The organism is Rhizobium rhododendri, assembly GCF_007000325.2.
GTDB lineage: Bacteria > Pseudomonadota > Alphaproteobacteria > Rhizobiales > Rhizobiaceae > Rhizobium > Rhizobium rhododendri.
Genome location: NZ_CP117268.1, coordinates 1,185,526 through 1,208,415, shown reverse-complemented (window position 1 = coordinate 1,208,415; position 22,890 = coordinate 1,185,526). Strand labels below are relative to the sequence as shown.

Below are 22,890 nucleotides of genomic sequence, written 5' to 3'. Positions count from 1 at the left end.
GACCTCAGTCCTCACGATAATAGCTTGTGTACCTTGAGTGATAGTACTCGCTGGAGCCATAAGCCCGATACAATTTCATCTTTTCGTTATCGACTCTATTAAGAATCACGCCGATGCATTTGTCGAAGATCTCCAGATTGGTGCGCAAAGTCGAGCGAACGACCTTTCGCGTTGTTTTGCCCCATTCTACGACAAAAAGAAATGCGTCAACCTGGGCAGCGATCGCTCTTGCGTCCACCACTGGAGCGAGCGGCGGTAGGTCGAGAATTATATAATCAAAGCTCGTTCTGACACTATCCAACAATTCGTTCATGGCCGACGAGGACAAAAGCTGCGACGAATGCGGTATTCGACGTTTAACGACCGCGGGCAAAAACGCCAATCGTGTCTTGTCGTTTAGCAGTAGCAATTCTTTCATCGACCTCCCCTCCGTCAGCACTTCGACGAGACCGGCCTCAGCATGCCGCGCTAGCGAAAGCGTCGTGCCAGGGTTGCGAAGGTCACAGTCAATTAAGAGCGTACGCGCACCCTGCATAGCCAGCAGCTCGGCGAAGTTCATCGAGATCGTCGATTTGCCTTCCGTCGGCAGAGTTGAGGCAACTCCGATCACTTTAGCCCCCGGACCCTTCTTGGCCAAGTCGACGGCAATCTTGGCGCTCCGCAGTGTCTCTGCAAAGGCGGACATCGGATGCTCTACCACATAATTTGATATGTTGTTTGCGCGGCGGATGCCTCGCGGATGTCCTTCCTCGACGCCCGTCGGCTTGATATCTCCGACCTTTATCAGAGGCGCCAGACCAAGAAACTCCAGATGAAGCCCGTCTCTGACCTGCTCGCCTGTGCGGAAGAAACGATCTCTCATTTCTCTGAAACCACCGACGGCCGAACCAAACGCCGCCCCCAACACGCCAAACAATGCGATTACTAGGGGTTTGCGTGGATACTTTGGCTTGTCCGGCTTGACGGGCCGAGTAATCACTCGTGCTTCAGTTATCGGGAAGGATTGCTGCTGAACCGCTTCCTGGTAACGCTGCAGGAAGGACTGGTATAGATTCTTGTAAGAGTCAGCGGCGCGCTCCAGTTCCCGAAGCTGCACGCCGGTTTGCCCCGCGACAGCACTCTCGCCTTTTGCCTTTGCAACATTGTCTGCGAGATCCTTCTCCCGGGCTTGGGCGACATCATACTCGCTCTTGTAGCTCTCCTGGTATCTGGATAGTTCCTCGAACATCAGTCGTTCATATTCCTGCATCTCGCCCCGAAGCTGGACCGCGCGTACGTGATTTGGGCCCAGACGGTTGGAGATGTCGGCTTCCAGCTTTGAGGCCGTCAGATATTTCTGCCGAAGATCGTTGGAAACCGCACTGTCAAGAATGTCCGTCACAACCGCGTTTGATTGACCGTTCTTGACAATTTGGGCGATCCGATCGTAACGGGCCTTCGCTTTGGAAGTGTCGGAATGTGCGACGATGAGTGCGCTGTTCAGTTCAGAAAGCTGCTGATCGCTTATTAGAGTTCCACCGGTGGACAGCAGTCCGTTATCGGCGCGAAACTTCTGAACCGCGCCGTCAGTTTCCAAAGACTTTTGCTTCAGCTCGTCAATACGTGCCTGCAACCAGTCGCTGGCACGCCGCGTCGAATCATACTTCGAATCCAGCTTGTCAGTTATGTAGGCGTCGGGTATCGCATTCGCGATGCTTGCGGAGAGGTCGGCAGAAGGGGATGTAAAGCTGATATTCAAAACGTAGGTCCGTCCTACACGCGTAATATCCATCCCCTCCTGAACACGTCTCAATGCGTCGCGTCTCTTCTTTTCCGCGAGATCAGCATCGACATTGGCGCTCACAAACCATCTCGTCGGGTTCAGCGCCGCGGTGATTGCGCCACGCACCCTTCCGATCAGAGAGGATCCTGAAGCCATGAAAACCGGGTCTTCGCCCAGCTTCAGCTGATCGACGACTGACAGGCCAATCGTATCTGATTTGAGCACTTCTACCTGGCTGAGTATTGATGCTTCATCGTTTGCGGCAGGCGTGCTGTCTTCCTGCGATAGTCTGTTGACCAGACTGTCGTTTCCGCGATCGATCAACAAGCTCGAGGTCGCCGTATACAATGGAACTGCGGTGACTGCATAAGCTATACCTATAAGTACCGCAACAACCACGGAAATAGCGACAATCCTCCACTGACGCCGGGCAATGGCAAGAAGCTTTTCAACGTCGACGATTTGGAGAGGACTTTCATCCTCATCCCAGTCGTTACGAAGAGAGTCGATTTTGTCGGGCGATAGCAAATTGGAATCCTCAAATTTCTTCATGCGTGGGGCGCGTTGGCTTGCGACCCGTCGATTTTAGCCAACCAACACAGGGTACGGTGCCGGTTTCAGTTTACTGGACTTGTTGGATCTTGCTCTGTCGCTACTCTTGCAAAACGTGCAAAACTGCCGACGGTGAAGGTGCTGCTTTGTCTCGGGTTGAATACGGTGGCGATCGTCTTGATCGCCGTGTCGCCGAGCGACGCTCGGCCCGACGATCCTCCTGGCACTCCGCTGCTAGTGATGCCAGATGCTGTGCTATTACCTGCGCTTGACGTACCAAGCGAAGCGGTTTGAACGTCGTCCATCCCTGCCACAAATGCCGTCGTTAAATCGGCATCATTCGCGGCTGCGATCTTTTGCTGGATGAGCAATACGTAGTCGGGGGTGGCGGTTTGGCAGGATTTTACGGCACGAGCCAGCCCAGAGCCGATTGCGGATTTCTGAGGCGCGTTTGCCTCTTTGACCAAAGCTATCATGGGGTCTAATGCGGCCGCGCTAGAACCTGTTAGTCCGCGGACCTTCGAGCTCATAGGCAATCCCGCGGACGGAAAGTCCGACAACAGGGTGTTCGGATTGGCTAAGAATGATGCAATGTCGCCATCAGCAACCTTAGCAGGAGACAAAAAGCATGCTACCGGAGCGGCTTGGGCCAACGCTGAAGCACTAGATAAAGCGAACGCAAGGGCAGCTAAAGTGAGGCTTGTGCTAACGAAATACTTAGTTCCAAGGCCCACGGATTAACCCCCTGCTAACAATGATTACTATAGCGTTAATCGCTACACTCTCGCCATGTGACGTGCAAGCGCCTTTAATATTGCAGCACCCCTAGATGTCATAAAAAACAGGCATTTTCAGATTGATGGTTAAGATCTTTAGATAAGAAGTGCTGCAGCGTGAGCAAAACAACGGACAGGCTTAAAATAAGAGGCGTGTGCTCTCGCTCCCATTACTAATATGAAATCCACGTAATTATTATTTCAGCTTTCGAATGTTAGGGTTGTATGACCACGCATATTTTCGTGTAATATAGTACCGCCCGCGCACTCCGGATAACCTGGTCGATGACTGAGAATATAATTGTCGCTTCTCAAAAGCTTAATCTCCAAATCTTCGCGCAATTCCTATACTTCTTGTCTTTGCTGTCGGCGATCGTGCCGTTCGGCGCGGTCGATCCGATCCCGCTTGGCGCAGCGACGATGCTTGCTTGCATTGCTGCAGTAGTCGCCGGGATCGTTCTCGGCATTCCGGTGAAGACACGGTGGCTGTTTGCCACAGCTCTAATCCTGGCGGTAGCTACCTCGGGCTGGGTCGAAATCCAGACGCTTTCTGGCCTTGGCGCCGGCTTCGTGAACCCACTTTGGCTCGGCCTACAAACTGCTTCCCTTCCTCAAAGTGGTTCAATTTCAATTCAACCTGCGGATTCGATCGCCGCACTTTCGTTTTTGGCCGTCCCAATGCTCACGTTCCTGACGGGGCTCATGGTCATTCGCTCCGACAGCGAAGCGCGCAGGTTTACGGCCATTCTCGCTATTGGTGGAGGCATATTGGCGGTCTATGGTCTTGTCCAATTCATTTTCTTTCCCGAAACTAATCTGTTTTTTCCAAAAACTGCCTACCCAGACAGTTTGACGGCGACTTTCGTCAACCGAAATACCGCAGGCACCTTTCTAGGCTTAGTGTGTCTCACGCTCGCACGCCATGTTTGGTCGCTTTCGAGAGAAATTTCACTGGCGGCACTGGTCCAGTATGTGTCGTCGAACCGCCCTCTTAAGATTGCAGGATTGTCGTTCCTTCTGCTGAATTCATTTTTCCTTGCCTGTTCTTTGGTCGCGTTGTGTCTGACGAAGTCGCGGGGAGCGATCGGCAGCACGGTCGTCGCATTTCTTTTTCTTGTATGCGTTCTTTCCTTGCAGCGGACGAGGGGGACCGAAAGTTTCTCCGCCGCACCATCTCGGCGCAAGGCTCTATTGAACACAACCGTGGCTTGCGGTCTAGTATTGTTGGTAGTGGGCATTCTCGGGGGGAGGGTGCTCCTGCGGGCCGAAATGTTGGGCTGGGAGGACAGCCGCTACTGCGTGCTGCCTGGCATCATCGAACTTGCAAAGACGGAGCCTCTGCTGGGGAACGGGTTTGGCTCGTTTAGATACGCTTTTCCGCGCTATCGCGACCCCCAATGCGGCATTACCTCTATTTGGGAACGCGCGCATAATTTTTATCTCGACGGCTTTATCGGCCTCGGCATAACATTCGTCGTTATACTTGGCGTCGGAGTTCTGGCACTTGTGATTGCACAGCTTATAGGCATGAGAAACAGACGGAGGATGCGCTCCTATTCTGCGCTGGGCCTGGCAAGTTTTGTGCTGGTAAGCCTACATGGCCTCGCCGATTTTTCCCTGCAAATACCGGGTATGGCGGCCTATTTCGGAGCTATAATGGCTGCAACCTCAACGGTCTCTCTCGGCAAATCGGCTCATAGCAGGAGCTGAAGGGTGGCCTGGGGAAGCTTGGCGAGAACTTAGCCGTTGGATTAGATATTTGGCCGATCTGCCGGTTTCTTCGTTGGCTATGATTTTGTCAGCAGCCCGTCGGAAACGAGTCAGCCGCGGCGCGGTATAAGCTGTACAGGATCAGCTTTCACGTACAGCCCGGTCAGGCTGTAGCCGTCGTCGGCGCCAGTGGTGCTGGCAAGTCGAGCCTAGTGCGGGCCTTGGTGGGTGTCTGGCCTCCTGTTGGCGGCACGGTCAGGCTGGATGGATCGGAGCTTCAGCATTGGAATAAGGACGACTTTGGCAATCATTTCGGCTATCTGCCACAGTCCGTAGAACTGTTCGCTGGCACGATCGCCGAGAATATATCGCGTTTCCACGTGAATGCATCGGCTGAGGACATCATCAAGGCGCAAAGGCGGCGCATGTATACGAAATGATCCGGGACCTGCCTGATGGCTAACACGCAGATCGGTGCAGGGGGACGACCGCTCTCCGGCGGACAACGCCAGAGAATTGGACTGGCCCCCGCCGTTTTCGGCAACCCGGCAGTCATCATTCTCGATGAACCAAATGCCAATCTTGATGGTGAAGGAAAGGAAGCACTCTTGCAGGTCATTGGGGATTTGAAGGCAAAAATGAAGGCTGTGATCTTTATCAGCCACGAGATGAGCCTTGTCGCACTCGCGGAAAAAACCCTGGTGCTTGCCGACGGACGCGTGCGCTCTTTGGTCCGACCCAGGACATTCTCCAGCCAAAGCCCACCCACACGGGTGTGCCCGCGGTGGGTAGCGCAATACAAACCCGCAAAGTTGCTTGAGGAGATGACCGTGTCCGCCAAATCGCAACACCCCGACGGGAAAACGACGTTTTCTGCTCCGGCAAGGAGGCCCGATGAAGCCAGAGACTTTTCTCCGACTCCCTACATCGAGGCTGGGTATCTGACATCATTCTCGGTTTCGGAGCCTTTGGAACCTGGGCTTCTTGGGCGCCGATTGCTAGCGGCGTTGTGGCCAATGGACCGTTTCCGTGGAATCGAACCGGAAGACAGTTCAACATCTTGAAGGCGGGATTGTCTCGGAGATCGTTGCTAAGGAAGGCGATATAGTCGAGCCTGGTGATATCGTGTTGCGGCTCGACCAAACGCAGGCACTTGGCACGTACACTTACCTGAGAGATCGCGCTGGACTCCTGCGGGCGCAGGAGGCGCGGCTCGTCGCAGAGAGCAGCAACGCCGACGTAATTTCGCTTCCCCATGAACTGTTAACCAAAATAGCCAAGCAATTGACGCAGCAATCACGCTACAGAAGACGATTTTTGCCGATCGCAAGCGAACAATGGACGGCCGGATTGGTATTTTCAAATGCGTATTGATCAGCTCAAAGAGGCGGTGTTATCCGGGCCGCCGAGTGAAGCCGATTGATATCGACAATGTCAAAAGCGGCCTGAAGGCCGAGGTTCGCTTCTCGTCTTTCTCTAGCCGCACGACGCCAGCCGTGTTTGGGAAGGTAACCGTTCTTTCCCAAGACGTTATCGAAGCCAGGCAAACGAGGCGCCGTATTACGAAGCCCGTATCGAGGTCAACGATAAGGATGTCCCACCGGAAATTCGCGGCCGGGTTGCTTCCCGGGATGCCTCCAGTTGTCATTATCTCGACTGACGAGCGGACGTTTGCTCAGTACATCGTTAGCCAACGACAGACGCGTTCCACAAAGAGCATGCGTGAACAGTAAGACCGGAGTGCAATTTCCATGGGTGCCGGGGGGAACTCAACCTCCTTGCATCGCGACGGTCATTTTCATCAGACTGTTCGAAACAGGCAGTCTTCAATGTGCGAAAATGGCGAAACCTTCCGCTTGGGGAACGCTTGCGGTAAGAAGAAATAGGGCGAATGCGGTTCTGTCGTGGAGGCGGGAAAGGTTTCGGTCGCGGAGATCTAACCGATGCGAGGCAAGCTTGATACGGCCGACGCTGCCCTGTCCCACGTTCGCGTTACAGCGGCGGCATCCGGGCCAGCGGGGTGTGTGATGCGCCGCCGCGCCCTGATGCCGGTAGCTATCGATAGGGCTTTGGCTGCGTCGGCGGGCGGTGGCAGAGCAGAGAACTCAGTCCTTTGTGGTCTACGGATGATGTGCTCTTCCCGCCTATGTCAACCACGGCGTTCGCTCAAGCCCAGCCCTTCTCAATGCCAACCGTATCGATAAGTAGCGGAGAGTCTGGTGAGGCCCCTTGGCGATAGAATGGGAAGGCCTTTTTGCGCCACATAAGCATAGTGAAATGCAGCCCCTGGATCCGTAAGGGCTGCTCGGATCGATGTGGTCGACGGCTGACAGGATCGACATCTTGAGCGTCAGCACTAGAGAAATTGGGGAGATTGCACTGGCACGGTGCGGGCTGGAAGACTAAAGGGCGGAAGCGCCAGATCTTCGTTACATGTTCTGATTGATGGTGGGTGCTGGGGGGCTAACGTATGGACAACCCTAGTCGCGGTGGCCCCGCTGGGGCGCTTAAAGCTATTCGCACCAGGCAACTGGAGCCGACATACATCTTTGTTAGAGGCGGTGACGACACTCGCAACATTAGGTAGATGCGCGCAAGACCTAGAAATTCGTGTTAAAGATCGGCAAGGGACAAACATGATCAGCTAGAGAAGCTAAAATTGCAGCGGGGCTTGGTCTCTTCACGCACTCTCGCGTCAGTTGGAAAATACGACGCTGTTTGCCAGGAATGGTTTTCGAACTCGGTTCTTTGACGGAGGTGCCGGTTTTAGTGAGATCTGCGCGAGCTTGTTCTTGTGCGAACCTTCCTCAAAGCGTGGACGCCACGCCCCTGATGGTGGGCTTTCAACTCCCTCGGGGTGATTTTAGCTGTTGCAGGGGCCTCTGGGGTTTTGGAGACCATCATTGTCGCTGGCCGGCCTGTCTTCAGCCCGACCCATCGCTGCGGACCTTGTTCCGACTGAAACATCACCCAGTGCAGATCTGTCGAGAGCCAGTCTTTAATGCGGCCCGTCCGGTTATCGAGCACAAGGTCGCCTTCTGACGTATTTGCGATCAGCACGGCATGGCCCTCGCCAGACGGTGTCCGTGCGACAGCGATCCGAAGTGCTCGGGAGGACCATCCCAAAGCCAACAGGTGCTTGCGTTTTGTCAGGGCAAAGTCTTCACAGTCGCCCTGTGCAACATCAACGCTCCAGATATCGGTGCCGGGCGGGTCGTTGACCGGACGGATCGAACGGTTGACAGCGGAATTAACGTCGGTCAATTCGCGCCTGTGGGCTTCGTCTAGCATGACGACATCGGCACCCCCAGTGTCTTTGCACTGATCAGGCTGCTGAACACAAAAAACGACACTTGCGAACGGTGCCAAGGTGCGTTCACCTTCAACGATACGGGTTATGGCGGTGTCACTCCCCTTCGCTTGGCCGGCGGGCCCTGCAGCATGCGACACTGCTGGCATAGTGATGATGGAAAGGAAAATGCCGACCGGCGCGATGAAAGATGATGCGACTTTGTTTGAAATAATTGCACTAAGCATCCGTTTCATCTCCTTTGCAGATGACGCCTTTTAAAAAGAGCCAGTGGAGATTTTGTAGGACAAAACAGTAAAGTTTTACTTATGCAGAGAAATAGAAACTTAGCTGCCCTTCAAGATCTCGCCCGTACCATCGCTGTGACGTACCGTGTCGCGAGATGGGCGATTACTTTGAACGGCAGTCGGTCTGTCTCTTCGACGGTCGACATGGTCTCAACCCATTGAGCATCGGCGACAGTTCGGTCTGATGTGCACGCTAGAGTGATCGGAATGAGCTGCTGGCGCTGCCGCCAATGAATGATGACTGGGAAAGGGGGCATTTAAGCGGCAGATGAATGGAGCGAAGGAGATTGCTGTCGGCCATGTATTTGACAGCGTCCGTCTCGGGCCCTTCAGACGCACGCAGCCAGCCCAGGAGTGAGGCCGACTCCGACTTCACTGGAGGATATAGGTAGGCATGCAAACATTAGATGGCTGGGCAGCAATCCGAGATAGACAATATTTACCATGCCGAGCTTCAAAAGCGTATCTTGCCGAATGCCATCCCATTCTACTCAATCAGCTAAGCTAAAATTAACGCGGCAGCGTCTTAAATGCTTCAGTAGAAAATTGGTGTAGCCGATGTCGACGCGGATAAAGTACATTTTCATTGCCTTCGTGGTTTCGATCGGCCTCTGGAGCAGCCTGATTTCAGGCGCGGTCTGGATAAGCGGAAAATCCATCGACGGCATCGATATGAGCACCACAGCTGCCGTCTCGGACAAACGCTGATGGCAGCCCATCGATTACTTGTCGTGAGGCGGCGGATTGGTCCCGGTGATAATGCCAGAGGGCGGAGGATCAGTGATGATCCATAGGCCTAAGCCGACTAGGCCAGCCCACATCATCAGTGAAATCAAGATCGCAATGATCAGATATTTTAATCGATTCGTCATATCACGAGGCTAGTTCAGCCCGGAAAATGTGTCTCGATAAGGCGTTGGACTGAGCTAACAACCGGTAAACTCGTAACGAAATCTGATCTATATTCAAACAGTTTGCCTCGCTCGAACTGATATTTGTAACACTCTGGCACATAAAATGAAATAAGATCCCTTATGGGTCTTTGGAAACACAAAGTTCCTGCAGTCGGCCCTGGGCAAGCCGAACCGGTGAGATAATTGCTTGGGGGTCTGCGCACCAAGTTTGCCCACCCCCCCCTAAGATTGAGCGCTAGACAATACGGGAAATAGCTGTTTCGTTTACGCTTCGCGGCTTGGCCGGCACCGATCGATCTTCAAACGGCTCTGAGCATCTCAATCAAAGGCCGTCCCCGACTTTCTCCTGCCAAAAACAGTCACTGCCCACGGAAGGGCGGCGTGTCGCATTGGCTATGCCTGGGATGATCCGGAAATGATCGGCCGGTCGCCGTCGAGAAGAGGGGCAAAACTTTGGCTGCCCACAGAATGGCGGCAACTGATTTGTGCCCGTCTCGCACTGCCTTCCCGGTTTTCGCTGCAGCCCATAAGCCGCTATTGACCGGCACAGCGAGTGCGAACCAAACGATCGATCTCGATGTAGAGAGAACTAGACCTTGGGACGCTGCCATCACGAACCGCCTGCGTCAACAGGCGAACTTGCCAATCGGGCAGGGTGAATGTTCAGCGGATGTTGGTCCGCTTGCGCAAAGCGTTAGCCGGTTGACGAATACCGTTTCAGTCGGCGCCGTTGCAGAGCCTGAAATTATCCTGATCCAGTAAAGCCCATGTGGGGCGAAGGCTTTGTGGTACACCCGAAAAAGGCCATATCACAAATTAGAAGGTGCTCGAAGGACCGAGCATCTCGCAATTGCGATGAGCCAAGATAGCATCAGCTCCGCTTACCTTAAAATGACGGCGACAAAATTCTTTACCATTTGGGTATGGAAATATAAGCCTTCGCCAGCTGTATTCCGCTTGACCATGCCCTATAGCATAGTCAACCCCATGTGGGGTAAAAGAGAGTCTAGCGAAAGCTTCTGTGGTCGGTCGCAAGTCTGCTGTGCCTCTCTTGCCACATTGTTTCGTAAATCTGCGTGTCATTAACAATATTTCCGATCATATCGACGGACCTTGCGATTGACATTGCAGTAGATGATCGCGCAAATAGCGTTAACTTTAACGGCAGATACAATGCTGGCGATAGTGTTACTGATACTATTTTTTTACATCAGGAGTGCTACTGGTTTCAAGCTTCTGACATAGAGGCAGTGATTATCCTTTAGTGCAGAAGCGACTGGGTTTTAGATGAGCAAAATTGTAATTTCGCGTACGAGCCTCGTCTGTTTAAGCATTTTATTGCTTTCCAGCTGCACATATCTGCCCCGTTCTGGGCCAGATGCGAAAATGATAGACACTCAGGCCTCGATAAAGGTCTCATCTCCTGACCGTAAGGTCGGCATCGACTACGCTATGATTGATCTGAATCAGAACACGTTGAGATTTTTCGACCAGAAGTCCATCGCCTCACTGAAGCAAAGTTTTGGCGGCGGCCGCGGTGGGGCTCCAGATGTTCCACTCGGCTACGGCGATGTGGTCCAAGTCTCGATCTTTGAATCCCAGTCGGGCGGCCTCTTTATTCCAGCCGATGCGGGTAGCCGCGCAGGCAACTTCGTGACACTCCCAAATCAGACCATCGACCGCGGCGGCACGATCAGCGTCCCCTACGCCGGACGCATCGTCGCGGCTGGAAAATCGAAAGAAGAAGTCGAGCGAAACGTCGAAGACAAACTGGGGAGCCGAGCGATCGAGCCGCAAGTGGTGATCTCGACCGTAAGCTCTGTGTCGAGTCAGGTTGCCGTGCTCGGGGACGTTAACAGTCCAAAGAAAATTGAAGTTAGTCCCGCCGGTGATCGTATTCTTGACGCGCTGTCCGAGGCAGGTGGTCTTGCGACGCCTGGCATGGAAACCAATATCACCCTTCAAAGGCGCGGCAAGACGGCGACCGTGGCCTACGAAACGCTTCTCAAGAACCCGATCGAAAATATCTATATCGCGCCCGGCGACACGATCTTCGCCGACCGTCATCGCCGCACATTCGTGGCCTTTGGTGCGGCGGGGACGAACGGTCGCTTCGACTTTGACGATACCGATCTCAGCCTCAATGAAGGTATTGGCAAGGCTGGGGGGCTTTCCGATACGCAGGCAAACCCAGGCCAGGTTTTGCTATACCGCTTGGTGGATAAGAAGATCTTGCAGGACATGCACATCAACACAGCGTCGTTCCGTGATGAAACTGTTCCGGTGGTGTTCCGAGCGAACCTGCGGGATCCGGCTGGCCTGTTCGCGGCGCAGAAATTTGCACTGCAGGACAAGGACGTCTTGTACATTTCCAATGCGGATTCGGTCGAACTGCTCAAGTTCCTGAATATTGCGAACTCGATCACGTCCACAGCATCGGGGACAACTTCCGACGCCGTTACCACGCGAGACGCAATCCGCACGCTCAATTGAAGCAAAGAAGGACAGCAAGCCTCAGTGAAACGCTAGGGTCTCAGGACTTTATGGTGAGCTGGTTTCTGCGCTGACGACAGAAATCAGGAGCGAAGCTTTCCAATACTTGATCTGCGAGCGATATGAGGTCGGACCGGACTGTCAGATAACCTCGCAATTTTGTGCAAGCCTTTCCGGCAGCGCAGACATGCGGTGCGGCTCTTTGGCACGACGCCTACCGGCGGCATTTTGGATCTAGCAAGTCCTCCGCCGAACCTTGAAACCCCCTATCCCCGACGAGCTGAGCAAGAATGTAAAAGCCCCGTTGGCCACTTCTCGACGAGCCCCCTACAATGCCAATAGCAATATCTTGCATGTTTTCGCGCGCGCCTGGTACATCTTCTGCAACGATGTGAAACGGATTGATGTCACTCAGGTTGTCAGCAGCGTAGAACTTCACCCAGAATGAACGCCAGGGGGTATTTGTTCTTATTTTCCTGAAGGAAAGGTCATCGATCTCGTCTTTTTTTCCGTTTAGTGCGAACTTAAAGCGCGTAGAGACGCATCCTATGTGAATATGGAGCTGATCCTGCGTGCGGTTCGTTGCAGCGTTTATGGCCAGGGCTGCATCCAGCCACTCGTCCTTTTGCGGATAGGCATCCAGAATGATCGATCTTTCCTTCCAGGCATCATCGAAGTAATTCGGCCCATTTGTCACCATAAGGCGCGGATCTTCTATGCCGCTGATGGCGTCAAGCGGAGTGAGGATGGTCCGCTCTTTGTGCGTCGGCTCCCGCAATATTGCATAGGCCGCCAACGGGCGTGGAGACTGTACGATTTTCAAACAGGGGAATGTCGAACCCGTCACGGAAAGATTGAACCTACAGCTGTCGATCACAAGGCCTAATGCCGAGCGGCTCGCGAAAGAGCTGGTAAGGACCGCGACCACAACGATACTGGCCGATAAAAAGAAGCGGCGATAGTTCATGAACAGTGCGAAGTCCTGGGTGTCGAGCAAACTTGGCTCAATTTGGTGTAGATAGCTGAGCTCGACCGTTACCCCATTTTCGTCGAAAAAGCATCTAATAACTTGGTATTCCGCTGCTCAACCTATATCGAGAACTAGGCCCATGATAGCAGTCAATGCCAGTGAGATTTTGTTACGATGATCAGAGAGCTAAACTAATTTCATCGCGATTCTTGCGCACGCGACCGACGTTCGCACCAGGCACTCCCGTTTTTTCAAGTTTTCGAGCGCATCTGCTATCGCATATAGGAAAGTAACTCCTTGGCCTCTCTCAATGCAGCTTCTTGCGTCGGAAATTTCCGGCTTGGCCTACTCTTGTTTTCACTCAAACAAATGACGTAGACCCATCTACCGAAGCTTACCGCGCGGGTTTCGATCGCGTACTTAAACGATGATGTGTCAGCAGGCATTGTTAATTTCCTCTTCACATGTGCCACTGATTGTCTACCGAGCGATCGTGACCTTGGCCAGGAAATGCTTTCGTGATGGTTTAATGAGACGGTTAACGACCGCCGAGCAAGAGGGGCACTCGCAGCCTAGTGTTTACAAATCCGCTTTCCGCGGCCGTCAATGTAGCAGCGACCGGTCTTCTGGTTCAGCCTGTTAATGCGATCGGAGGGGGGTTTTCTAAGATAGGCGCCCGGTCGATTGCTTTGGGTGATTCCGCAGTCTGACCCGATGCAGCCAGGCCGCGCAATGCGGGTGTCGGTTTGGGCTTGTGCCGCCGGTGCAGCAAGGATCACTATCGCTAAAAGTGCATATTTCATCTGTGCTATTTCTCACTTGGTGGAAGACGTGCGTGAAAATGGAAATATTCGTGTGAACCGTAACCTGTCCTTGAAAACACGGATCAACGGAAAACTATTGCCAATATCGCCAATTCCTTGATGCGTTGAACACTAATTTCTGCGAGGGCAGCATCGAGTTCGTTCTGGTTGTCAGTGTGATCGTCGTTGTTCTCGCGAAGCTCTTTCCACTCAGTTTCGAGGCGTTCGAAAGTGTCCTGCAGTGATGTCGGCATGCTTTCCTCCGGTTTCATGACAAGAGCATGCCATAATCGCAGGGCTTCGCAACTGCAACCCGTCTTTAATCTTAGTCGAAAAGGTAAACTCTCCTGCTATTCCCACAGTTCAAGGCAATCTATTACTACCAATAGGAAAGCTGCTGGCATGCGACCCAGGTATGCAGCCCATGTCGTAGCGTCCATTTATAGAGGTAAAGGACATGGCTTAGATTAACTTGCCGACGATCTCGTGGGAAGGGATACATCAAGGTATACGGAATGGTGCCTCATCGTGAAGCTGGTCTGCCCCAAAATGACACCAGCCGAATGGACGTCATCGCAATTTAGGCGTTGTTTAATAAGCGAAGGGGCATATTGACGGAAAGTCAACGAGTTTGCCCTCTATTCATTCGTCGTATTTGACATCATGAAATCTCCAGCGGTTGAAGTCAGCCCAAGGTTTTCGAAAGCGACTTCACAGGGTCTAACGCACATGGCATTTTCAATTGAACGATACATCGAGCGAGCGTGTGCGACAGATCGCTTTGAAAGCCGTGAGCAGGTATGGCTATTTGCCGTTCGTATGACGGCAGCCGTTACTATTACCGCCGATCTATTGAACTTGGTCGCGCATTTTTCGTTGAATGCACTTGGGCTTCTTCCCTACGATGTAGTACCAGCTGCTGCGGTTGGGTTCATAATATCAACACTCGTCGCCTCTGGCATCACGTTTCCTGTTGTCTATGTCGTCGGATTGGCAATCCATCATCTGACCATCTCAAGAGCGACTTTCGAGAGGTTGAGCCGCACCGATATGTTGTCCGGCTTGTTGAACCGGAGGGCTTTTCTCGACGAAGTTTCGCTGGCGCCGCGCAGTTCATCGCTAGTTCTCTTCGATATCGATAAATTCAAAGCTATCAATGACCAGCATGGGCATGCCTTCGGCGATCAAGCAATTATCGCCGTCTCCAATCAACTCGCGGAGTTTTTTGGCGCTGATCACCCGGTAGCGCGCATCGGCGGAGAAGAGTTCGCGGTACTGATCTGCAAGCTAACGCCATCTGAACGGTTGGCGCTAGCGAAACGGTTCGGCGAGATGGTCGCTGCGCGCGGCGTTATGTCGGGATCTGGACGCGTCGCAGTCACGGTTTCTGGGGGTGTCGCGGATCAAGAGGACTATAGTTCCTTCGAGATGCTCTTCAGCGCCTGCGACCAAGCGCTGTATCTTGCAAAATCATCGGGCCGTAATTGTGTCATCCACAGCGGGCATCTTGCAGCATCGTGGGGATAATGCATCCGATCTGGCATCGGTCGTAACCGACCACCTTGGCGCCGGCATCCTGCAAGGTCTGGATGATCGAGATCGCAGGGCTGTCGCGCATGTCGTCGGTGTTCGGCTTGAAGGTCAGACCGAGGACCGCGACGCTCTTGCCGCGAACGTCTCCACCAACAGCCGCGATCACCTTGCGACCCATGGCCCGCTTGCGGTTATCGTTGATCGAGATGGTCGTTTCGATGAGGCGCACCGGGCTGTCGTGATCCTGGGCGGTCTTTGCCAGAGCCAACGTGTCCTTCGGAAAGCAGGAGCCGCCATAGCCTGGGCCCGCATGCAGGAATTTGGCGCCGATACGGCCACCGAGCCCGATGCCGCGGGAGACCTCCTGGACATTGGCGCCGACTTTCTCGCAGAGATCGGCCATCTCGTTGATGAAGGTAATCTTCATGGCGAGAAAGGCGTTTGCGGCGTACTTGATCAGTTCCGACGTGCGGCGCGAGGTGAACAGCAGCGGCGCCTGGTTGAGGTAGAGCGGCCGGTAGACTTCGGTCATCACGGCCCGGGCACGATCGTCGTCGAGGCCGATGACGATGCGGTCCGGCCGCTTGAAGTCCTCGATGGCGGCGCCTTCGCGCAGGAATTCGGGGTTGGACACGACGGCGATGTCTGCGTCCGGGTTGGTGTCGCGCATGATCCGCTCCACTTCATCGCCGGTGCCGACAGGAACAGTCGATTTGGTGACGATGACGGTGAAGCCCTTGACGTGCGTGGCGATTTCGCGGGCAGCTGCATAGACGTAGGATAGGTCGGCATGACCATCGCCACGGCGCGACGGGGTGCCGACGGCGATGAAGACGACATCGCTGGCGGCGACGCTTTCTGCCACTTCCGTCGAAAACGACAGTCGGCCCGAGCGGACATTTTCCGCCACGAGACTTTCGAGCCCCGGCTCGAAGATCGGGATCTCGCCGGCCCGCAAGGCTGCAATCTTCTTCTCGTCCTTGTCGACGCAGATGATGTCATGGCCGAAATCCGCAAAGCAGACGCCTGACACCAAACCCACATAACCAGACCCGATCATCGTTATACGCATCGATTTTCTTCTTTTCAGACAACGTCAACGCGACACTGGATTTTATTATTGGTGATTTCGCTGCAATGCAACGCAAGCGAAATCTTGATTTGTGACCTACTATTGTAAGCTGCGAACAAAAACCAGCGTGACTGAAGGTCGTACCCTGCCAGTCAACATTAAAAACTACGGTAACTGCGGCACCTACATTTCCACGCGTCGAGCGGCGAAGGACGGTGAGACATGGGCCATGTTTCGCGACTAGGGCCCGTTCGTCAGTGTGGTAGATGCCGACGTGAGCAGATCGGATGCGAGGCCGGCTAGAGGTGGGGCTTTGCACCTCCACACGTTCCTCCATTGCACGGTTATTCGTGGGATTTCTATCGCTGGTAGGCTATTCCGGGCGTTTGTGGCTTGGCAAATCCAAAAATCCGGTTTGAGCGCGGTGATGTATAAGTCTAAAACGATAATATTTCGTCGTGCCAATACAGGCGGGCTTCGGTGCCCACAAGTGCAATAGAATAGGAAGCTAAAGATGATTGCCGGATAGGTGCCGAGACGACTTGCTAGCTCTGTGCCGCAAGCGTGCCAGTTCAGGCGGGTACTTTATTTTTCTTGTTTCAGGAAAGTTGAGTTTGACAAACTGCGTCCCAAAACTCTTTACCATGCTACTAGGCCGCAGATTCTATTTGCCAAATCGTAGCATTTTTAATTTAGCCATGTGGTCGCTTTCAATCAACGAGGGGCGGCGGATCGCCCAGGAGGTAAGTGTGGGACTGCATAAGAAAGTACGTAAGGCTGTGTTTCCGGTCGCTGGCCTTGGAACGCGGTTTCTGCCGGCAACAAAGGCAGTACCGAAGGAAATGCTGACGGTCGTCGATAAGCCGGTCATCCAGTACGTCGTAGATGAGGCGATGGAAGCCGGCATCGAGCATTTTGTCTTCGTCACCGGACGCAGCAAGCACGTCATTGAGGACTATTTCGACATCCAGTTCGAACTTGAGCAGACGCTGCGCCAGCGTAACAAGAAGGCCGAGTTGACGCTGCTCAACAACCTGCTGCCGATTGCCGGCACGGCCAGCTTTACCCGCCAGCAGGAGCCGCTCGGCCTCGGCCACGCGGTCTGGTGTGCGCGCGAAATCGTCGGCGACGAGCCATTTGCGCTGTTGCTGCCCGACATGGTCATGCAATCCGATGTCGGCTGCATGAAAAGCATGATCGAACTCTACGAGCAGAGCGGCGGCAACGTCATCGGCGTCGAGGAATGTGCGCCGGACCAGACCCATAAATACGGCATCGTCGGCGTCGGCGAAAGCATCGGCAACGGCTTCCGGGTAACCGAAATGGTCGAGAAGCCGCCGCAGGGTTCTGCCCCGTCGAACTTCTTCATCAACGGCCGGTACATTCTCCAGCCCGAGATCTTCCACATCCTCGAGCATCAGGAGCGCGGCTCCGGCAACGAGATCCAGCTGACCGACGGCATGCTGAAGCTTGCCAAGCAGCAGGATTTCGCTGGCTACCACTTCAAGGGTGAAACCTATGACTGCGGCGCCAAGGATGGCTTCATCCTCGCCAACGTCGCCTTCGCCTTGTCGCGTGCCGATATCCGTCCGTCCGTCGAAGACGGTTTCAAGGCGCTGCTCGCAGCCCTGAAGTAAGGACCAAGCGCTGCTCGCCTTTCGGGGGCGGGCGGCGTTCCATGTCAGTGTTGGGACATCAGCCGATCTTACGCTTAACCGGCGCTATGATTTCCTTTGGTCAACCTTTCCGACAAATTCGGCGCACTCAAAGCGATGATCTTTGCCTCAAGAACATGGAAGTTTGCGACTGGCGAAACTATCATCCCACAACAGTCGTAGAGCCTTGGTGATTGCTCGGGAGTTCCCATGCGAAAAAATCGGCGCCATACTTCCAAAAGTCCAAGAACAACTGCACGCAAACGACCCAAAAAGCCAATTCAATCCAAGGCGTCAGTCTCCGCACGATAAAATTGACGGGGTACTAGGGGCTGGATCGCGCTTGCCGCTTTCCATTATTTGCCGCAGAGGGTCGTCAAGCGAGAAGGACTCTTATGGTATCTCAACGACGACTGTCCATCTCGCAAGGTGATCGCACACCAGTCCGCCCAAAGCGCCGATCGGTCGCCCCGGTGTTGGAAGGGCTCATATTACAACGTCGCTGATCGAGCGATCACCACCGCTGTTTTTCCGCAAGTTCAATGCGCGAGCCGAGCCTTGGTTCGCCTTTGACAAGCATGGCGCCGTCGGCGCCGACGTACACGGGACCCCGCATGCACAGCGCTTGCAGGCGCCGAAGTCTCCTGGAGCATGATGAAGATAGGTGAAGCTGAGCTTCGGAATGCCAGCCTGAGCATATCTACTTCAGTCAACCGGCAGAAGAGAGTTTGACCCGTGCCAAGTCCGCCAGGCGTTGGAAGCGTTGACATCGTGACCAAGCCTCGATCTCGAGGAATAGAGACCCTTCATAATTGTTTGAAGACTTTCGGAGTCAATATTTAGTTGTATTTAGGGTTGCGTCGCTTCGAGTTTTACGCAAATTGATCTGACCTCTCAGACGGTCATGGGACGAAAAGGCAAGGAATGCAGCAAGAAGACTTCTTGGCTCTGGCTACGGGATATTTGGTCGCAAAAGGTAATCTTGCAAAATGTGAAGCGCACGGTTCGATTTTTCGCATTGAAAATTCGGACTTTGAGGACGGTTTCTGGAAAAAGGCAATGATTGACCGACTGCGCGGTGATAGCGGCCCGGTTCCGTGGGCTGCCAAATTCAAGTCCGTCGACTACATCGACCTTCTCAAGGGGGCTTATGACGACCATTTGGGCGTGCGGTGCTCATCGTGTGCGGGGATGATGGGCGGTTAGGAAAGCCCATGGCGACGTCCTCGTTCTCGGGAGTAATCGGCCGAAGACGATAAAAACCACGCCACATATCAGGAAAAAGGCAAGGCACTGTAAGAGGTGTTGAGCCCGGATCTTCATCAACCTTGTTCGATAATGGTGCAATAGCGTGTCCATGGGCAAGTAAGCCGAGGCACTTTGACAAATTGACTTTAGCAGATCTTGCTTCAGGCCCGGGTGTTATGTTCTTTTCTTTTGTTGACAACGAAAAATAGTAATACAAGACTGGTGACAGCGAATATGTCATTCGACCGAGGATCTAAACGTTAATTGTCTTGTATCTTTTATGCTTAATAACCGGTTAGCAGAAGATTGCCTTTCGATGGAACATGACTTGTACAGCAAACCATTTTTTAAAACTTTATTGGCCTCCATCACGTTGCTGACCGCCGCTATGGGTCCCGCCGCCGCCGACTCCTTGTCTTGGAGCGGCACTGTGGATACTGATTGGACGAAGGACGGCAACTGGCTGAACGGAGGCGCTGCGGGCCACGCACCTCAGGCCGGAGACAGTGTCGATATCGACACGCCAGCTTCTGCCATCATTTACAATAATCTCGGAGCGCCGATCCCGAATATTGCCGGGCTGACGGTCGGCAATGGTGCAAGCGGCAATCTCACCATCAACAATGCACTTACCTCCACGACGGCAAATCTTGGTGCCGGAGCCACGGCCAACGGCAGCGTGACCGTCTCCGGCTCGCTTGGGCGTTGGAGCAATGGCGATCTGACGGTCGGTAATGCCGGACTTGGCATTGTGACGATCACGGCCGCTGGCGGCTACAGCGGCAGCGGTGCGGCGACCATCGCGGCGGATAGCGGCAGTTCCGGGACCATCGGGGTGAGCGGTGGAAGTTCCTATTTCCAGACGAGCGGCCCCTTCGTCATCGGCAAGGCAGGCGCTGGCCGCTTCGAGGTGGTCACCGGCGCCGCAGCATCCACCGCCGAGACGACCATCGCACAGGTTGCAGGGGCTACAGGCACGGTCAATATTGCCGGCGGCGGCACCACCTGGACGGCCGGCGATCTCACGGTCGGCGATGGTGGCCTCGGTACCGTCTCCATCTCAACCGGAGCCACTGTATCGGTCGACAGCACCGTCATTGGCAGTCTTGCCGGCAGCGACGGCAGCACGGTCGGTCTCAGCGGCAGCGGCAGCGCCTTCGACACACACGGTTCACTGATCGTCGGCCAGGCGGGCGATGCCAGTCTGACAATCTTTTCTGGCGCCACCGTCTCCAGCGGCAGCGCCGTCATTGGTGCTCATGCCAACGGCTCGGTCCGTGTCGGCGGCCTTGGGTCCGTCTGGACGTCCGGAGCGCTCTTGATTGGCGGTGACGGCGGCGGCGTCACTGGCCCCGGCAACGGCACGCTCGACATCAGCGGCGCTGGTCAAGTCGAGAGCAGCTCGGCGACCCTGGGATATGCAGGCGGGGATAGCGGCATAGTCACTGTCGACGGTGGCGGCACGCAATGGGATGTCACAAATTCGGTGATCGTCGGCCGAAGCGGCAGCGGCCTTACAAAAATCACCAATGCCGGGACTGTCCAATCGAATGGGCTCGTTCTGGGTGACAGTTTCAATGGCAGCGGCACTGTCCTTGTGACTGGCGCCGGCAGCACCTGGCGCGACGACGGTGACCTCATCGTCGGGGGCGCCGGCACCGGTGCGCTGCAAGTCACTCTGGGCGGCACGCTCAGTGCCTCGTCGACGACGATCGGCCGAGATGCCGGCTCGACCGGCAAGGTGACTGTTACCGGCGACGGCTCGACCTTTTCGACCGCAGGCAGCCTGACCATCGGCGATGCCAGCACCGGCACCGTGACTGTTGCCGATGGCGGGACGATCTCTGCTGGCAGCATTACCATCGCCGCACAGGCGGGCTCGACCGGCACCTTGAATGTCGGCTCCACGCTGGGCCAGACCGCCGCCGGTGCAGCAACGCTCGACACCAGTGCCATCCACTTCGGCGCTGGCAGCGGCACCCTCGTTTTCAATTTCGGCGGTCCGGCCTACACCCTTTCGGCGTCTGTTGACGGCAATGGCGCCATAGATGTTGCCGACGGCAGCGTGTCCTTGAGCAGCGATTCCAGCAGTTTTTCCGGGATCACCACCGTCTCAGGCGGAAGGCTGGCGGTAAACGGCCTGCTTGGCGGCACGATGCTCGTCAACAGCGGCGTCCTGTCAGGCACCGGCACCGTCGGAACGACGTCCGTCGCATCGGGCGCCACCATTGCGCCGGGCAGCGGCGTCGGAATCCTCACGGTCGCCGGCGATCTGACGTTCGCCAGCGGCGCTCTCTACACTGTCGACGTCGATGGGACGGGAAGCGACCTGATCAAGGTGAGCGGCACGGCGAGGCTCGTGAGCGGGGCTGCGGTGAGCCTTGGCGATACTAGCGGCCTGCGGGCTGGCAAGACTTACACCGTTCTCTCGGCGAGCCGCGGCGTTATCGGCACGTTCGGCGCCGTCGCCTCGTCTGCCGCCTTCGTCGATACGACGCTCGGCTACGATACAGACGATGTCACCCTGACGCTCACCCGCAACACTGTCGCCTTTGCCTCAACCGCCAGGACCGTTAACCAGCGCTCCGCCGCTGAGGGCGTGGAAAGTCTGGGCGGTGATAATTCGCTTTACCAGTCTGTCGAAACGCTGAGTGCCGAGCAGGCGCGCAATGCTTTTGGTCAGCTGGCCGGCGCGCTGCATGGCGCGTTGACCACCGCCACTTTTGACAACAGCCGCTTCGTGCGCACCATTGGCATCGACCGCCTGCGCAGTGCCTTTGACGGCATTGGCGCGGCCAGCGGGAGCGTCTTTGTGCTCGGAGGTCCGCCCGGCGGCGCAAGCAGCGCTCTCGGCTATGGCGAAACGCAGAGCACCACGCCCGCGGCACAGGCTGCCGCGGCCATCCTTGCCGATCCCTATAGTGCGCGGGCTGTCGGTTGGGGTCAGGCCTATGGCGGCTGGGGCAGGACGGACGGCGACGCCAACGCCGCCGGTATCAAGGATTCGGTCGGGGGCGTGGCAATCGGCGCGGATGCCCCGTTCCGCGAGACGACATGGCGGATCGGTGTGATGGGCGGCTATAGCAAAGGCAATTTCGATCAGGCCAACGGCAGCGCGTCCGGTAGCAGCGACAATTACGATGTCGGGGTCTATGGCGGCAACCAGTGGGGACCGCTGGCCTTGCGCGTCGGCGCGCTCTACGAGAGGCAGTCGATCGCAACGCAGCGAAAGGTCGAATTTTCTGGCTTTTCACAGAGTTTGGCGGCCGACTACGACGCAGCAACGGCGCAGATCTACGGCGAGCTCGGCTACCGCATCGATGCCGGCAGACTGGCCTTCGAACCTTTCGCCAATGCCGCCTATGTTCATCAGCACAGTGACGCTTTCAACGAGACCGGCGGGTCGGCCGCCTTGAGCAGCGCTGCCGAGAACGCGGGGGTTACTTTTACCACGCTAGGTCTGCGCTCCTCAACCGGGTTCGCGCTGGCCGGTCTTGACGCAACGGCGCGCAGTTCTGTTGGCTGGCGCCATGCTTACGGCGATACGACGACGCAGTCTTCGTTCCACTTTGCCGGCGGCGACGATTTCACCACCGTCGGCACGGCGCTCGACAAAGATAGCCTCGTCCTCGACGCCGGCCTGGATTTCGCCGCCGCCCAGGCATCGACCATCGGCATCACCTATAGCGGCCAATATGGCAGCAGCAGCCTCAGCCAGACGGTCAAGGCCAATCTGGCTGTCAGGTTCTAGCTAGCGAAAGACCACCTGGCTGCAGGATCATGGCGGACGATGATGTTTAGCCAC

The 22,890-nt window shown here is 55.3% G+C and carries 14 protein-coding genes and 2 pseudogenes; 10 read left to right on the top strand and 6 right to left on the bottom strand.

Features of this window, described 5'->3' with window-relative positions; translation table 11 throughout:
• Positions 1-4 precede the first annotated feature (4 nt).
• On the bottom strand, positions 5-2,290 hold the full coding sequence (locus tag PR018_RS23295; RefSeq protein ID WP_425064172.1) for a polysaccharide biosynthesis tyrosine autokinase: 2,286 nt from the start codon (positions 2,288-2,290) through the stop codon (positions 5-7).
• Positions 2,291-2,379: 89 nt separating this feature from the next.
• Complete coding sequence (locus tag PR018_RS23290; RefSeq protein WP_142832091.1) at positions 2,380-2,844, bottom strand: hypothetical protein; 465 nt, start codon at positions 2,842-2,844, stop codon at positions 2,380-2,382.
• Between the two features lie 531 nt (positions 2,845-3,375).
• On the opposite strand from PR018_RS23290, the gene PR018_RS23285 reads away from it, so the two are divergent.
• The 4 genes and pseudogenes from PR018_RS23285 to PR018_RS28565 all read left to right on the top strand — a co-directional run bounded on the left by PR018_RS23285 (position 3,376) and on the right by PR018_RS28565 (position 6,533).
• Entirely contained in the window at positions 3,376-4,800 is a 1,425-nt protein-coding gene (locus PR018_RS23285; protein ID WP_142832089.1) for an O-antigen ligase family protein, read from the top strand.
• Positions 4,801-4,931: 131 nt separating this feature from the next.
• A pseudogene (locus PR018_RS23280) lies at positions 4,932-5,864 on the top strand (ATP-binding cassette domain-containing protein).
• The gene (locus PR018_RS23275) at positions 5,830-6,174 is read left to right on the top strand and encodes a putative HlyD family type I secretion protein (protein ID WP_142832086.1); all 345 of its coding nucleotides are present in this window, start codon (positions 5,830-5,832) and stop codon (positions 6,172-6,174) included. Before PR018_RS23280 ends, PR018_RS23275 begins: the two are co-directional and overlap by 35 nt.
• Complete coding sequence (locus tag PR018_RS28565; RefSeq protein WP_142832085.1) at positions 6,138-6,533, top strand: beta-barrel domain-containing protein; 396 nt, start codon at positions 6,138-6,140, stop codon at positions 6,531-6,533. The genes PR018_RS23275 and PR018_RS28565 overlap by 37 nt, the downstream gene beginning before the upstream one ends.
• Positions 6,534-7,566: 1,033 nt before the next feature.
• Here PR018_RS28565 and PR018_RS23270 read toward each other — a convergent pair.
• Positions 7,567-8,337, bottom strand: coding sequence for a transglutaminase-like cysteine peptidase (locus tag PR018_RS23270; protein ID WP_244615547.1), 771 nt, complete (start codon positions 8,335-8,337; stop codon positions 7,567-7,569).
• 618 nt (positions 8,338-8,955) lie between these two features.
• Between PR018_RS23270 and PR018_RS23265 the strand changes: the two genes are divergently transcribed.
• Positions 8,956-9,105 carry a hypothetical protein gene (locus PR018_RS23265; protein ID WP_153816496.1) on the top strand — a complete coding sequence of 50 codons (150 nt, stop codon included), beginning with the start codon at positions 8,956-8,958 and terminating at the stop codon, positions 9,103-9,105.
• A 1,592-nt stretch (positions 9,106-10,697) separates the two neighbouring features.
• Complete coding sequence (locus tag PR018_RS23260) at positions 10,698-11,804, top strand: polysaccharide biosynthesis/export family protein (RefSeq protein WP_481900265.1); 1,107 nt, start codon at positions 10,698-10,700, stop codon at positions 11,802-11,804.
• Between the two features lie 214 nt (positions 11,805-12,018).
• Here the strand turns inward: PR018_RS23260 and PR018_RS23255 are convergent, their stop codons facing one another.
• Together PR018_RS23255 and PR018_RS23250 are read right to left on the bottom strand one after the other, a co-directional pair.
• Entirely contained in the window at positions 12,019-12,801 is a 783-nt protein-coding gene (locus PR018_RS23255) for a CDP-diacylglycerol diphosphatase (RefSeq protein WP_244615546.1), read from the bottom strand.
• A gap of 859 nt (positions 12,802-13,660) precedes the next feature.
• Positions 13,661-13,831 (bottom strand): hypothetical protein, encoded by a 171-nt coding sequence (locus PR018_RS23250; RefSeq protein WP_153816495.1) that lies wholly within the window; start codon positions 13,829-13,831, stop codon positions 13,661-13,663.
• Positions 13,832-14,306: 475 nt separating this feature from the next.
• Between PR018_RS23250 and PR018_RS23245 the strand changes: the two genes are divergently transcribed.
• Positions 14,307-15,104 carry a GGDEF domain-containing protein gene (locus PR018_RS23245; protein ID WP_161991018.1) on the top strand — a complete coding sequence of 266 codons (798 nt, stop codon included), beginning with the start codon at positions 14,307-14,309 and terminating at the stop codon, positions 15,102-15,104.
• Positions 15,105-15,123: 19 nt separating this feature from the next.
• Here PR018_RS23245 and PR018_RS23240 read toward each other — a convergent pair.
• Positions 15,124-16,182 (bottom strand): annotated as a pseudogene (locus tag PR018_RS23240) (UDP-glucose dehydrogenase family protein); the annotation flags it as partial.
• Positions 16,183-16,931: 749 nt separating this feature from the next.
• On the opposite strand from PR018_RS23240, the gene galU reads away from it, so the two are divergent.
• The 3 genes from galU to PR018_RS23225 all read left to right on the top strand — a co-directional run bounded on the left by galU (position 16,932) and on the right by PR018_RS23225 (position 22,836).
• Positions 16,932-17,819 (top strand): UTP--glucose-1-phosphate uridylyltransferase GalU, encoded by an 888-nt coding sequence (gene galU, locus PR018_RS23235; protein ID WP_142832082.1) that lies wholly within the window; start codon positions 16,932-16,934, stop codon positions 17,817-17,819.
• A gap of 942 nt (positions 17,820-18,761) precedes the next feature.
• Positions 18,762-19,043, top strand: coding sequence for a hypothetical protein (locus PR018_RS23230; RefSeq protein WP_142832081.1), 282 nt, complete (start codon positions 18,762-18,764; stop codon positions 19,041-19,043).
• A gap of 472 nt (positions 19,044-19,515) precedes the next feature.
• Entirely contained in the window at positions 19,516-22,836 is a 3,321-nt protein-coding gene (locus PR018_RS23225; RefSeq protein WP_161991017.1) for an autotransporter outer membrane beta-barrel domain-containing protein, read from the top strand.
• Positions 22,837-22,890: the final 54 nt, after the last annotated feature.

Bases quoted from the DNA above. Each gene is read 5' to 3' on its own strand.
- PR018_RS23290 (WP_142832091.1), bottom strand. From the start codon at position 2,844: ATGAGCTCGAAGGTCCGCGGACTAACAGGTTCTAGCGCGGCCGCATTA.
- PR018_RS23285 (WP_142832089.1), top strand. From the start codon at position 3,376: ATGACTGAGAATATAATTGTCGCTTCTCAAAAGCTTAATCTCCAAATC.
- PR018_RS28565 (WP_142832085.1), top strand. From the start codon at position 6,138: ATGGACGGCCGGATTGGTATTTTCAAATGCGTATTGATCAGCTCAAAG.
- PR018_RS23270 (WP_244615547.1), bottom strand. From the start codon at position 8,337: ATGCTTAGTGCAATTATTTCAAACAAAGTCGCATCATCTTTCATCGCG.
- PR018_RS23265 (WP_153816496.1), top strand. From the start codon at position 8,956: ATGTCGACGCGGATAAAGTACATTTTCATTGCCTTCGTGGTTTCGATC.
- PR018_RS23260 (WP_481900265.1), top strand. From the start codon at position 10,698: ATGATAGACACTCAGGCCTCGATAAAGGTCTCATCTCCTGACCGTAAG.
- PR018_RS23250 (WP_153816495.1), bottom strand. From the start codon at position 13,831: ATGCCGACATCACTGCAGGACACTTTCGAACGCCTCGAAACTGAGTGG.
- PR018_RS23245 (WP_161991018.1), top strand. From the start codon at position 14,307: ATGGCATTTTCAATTGAACGATACATCGAGCGAGCGTGTGCGACAGAT.
- PR018_RS23230 (WP_142832081.1), top strand. From the start codon at position 18,762: ATGCAGCAAGAAGACTTCTTGGCTCTGGCTACGGGATATTTGGTCGCA.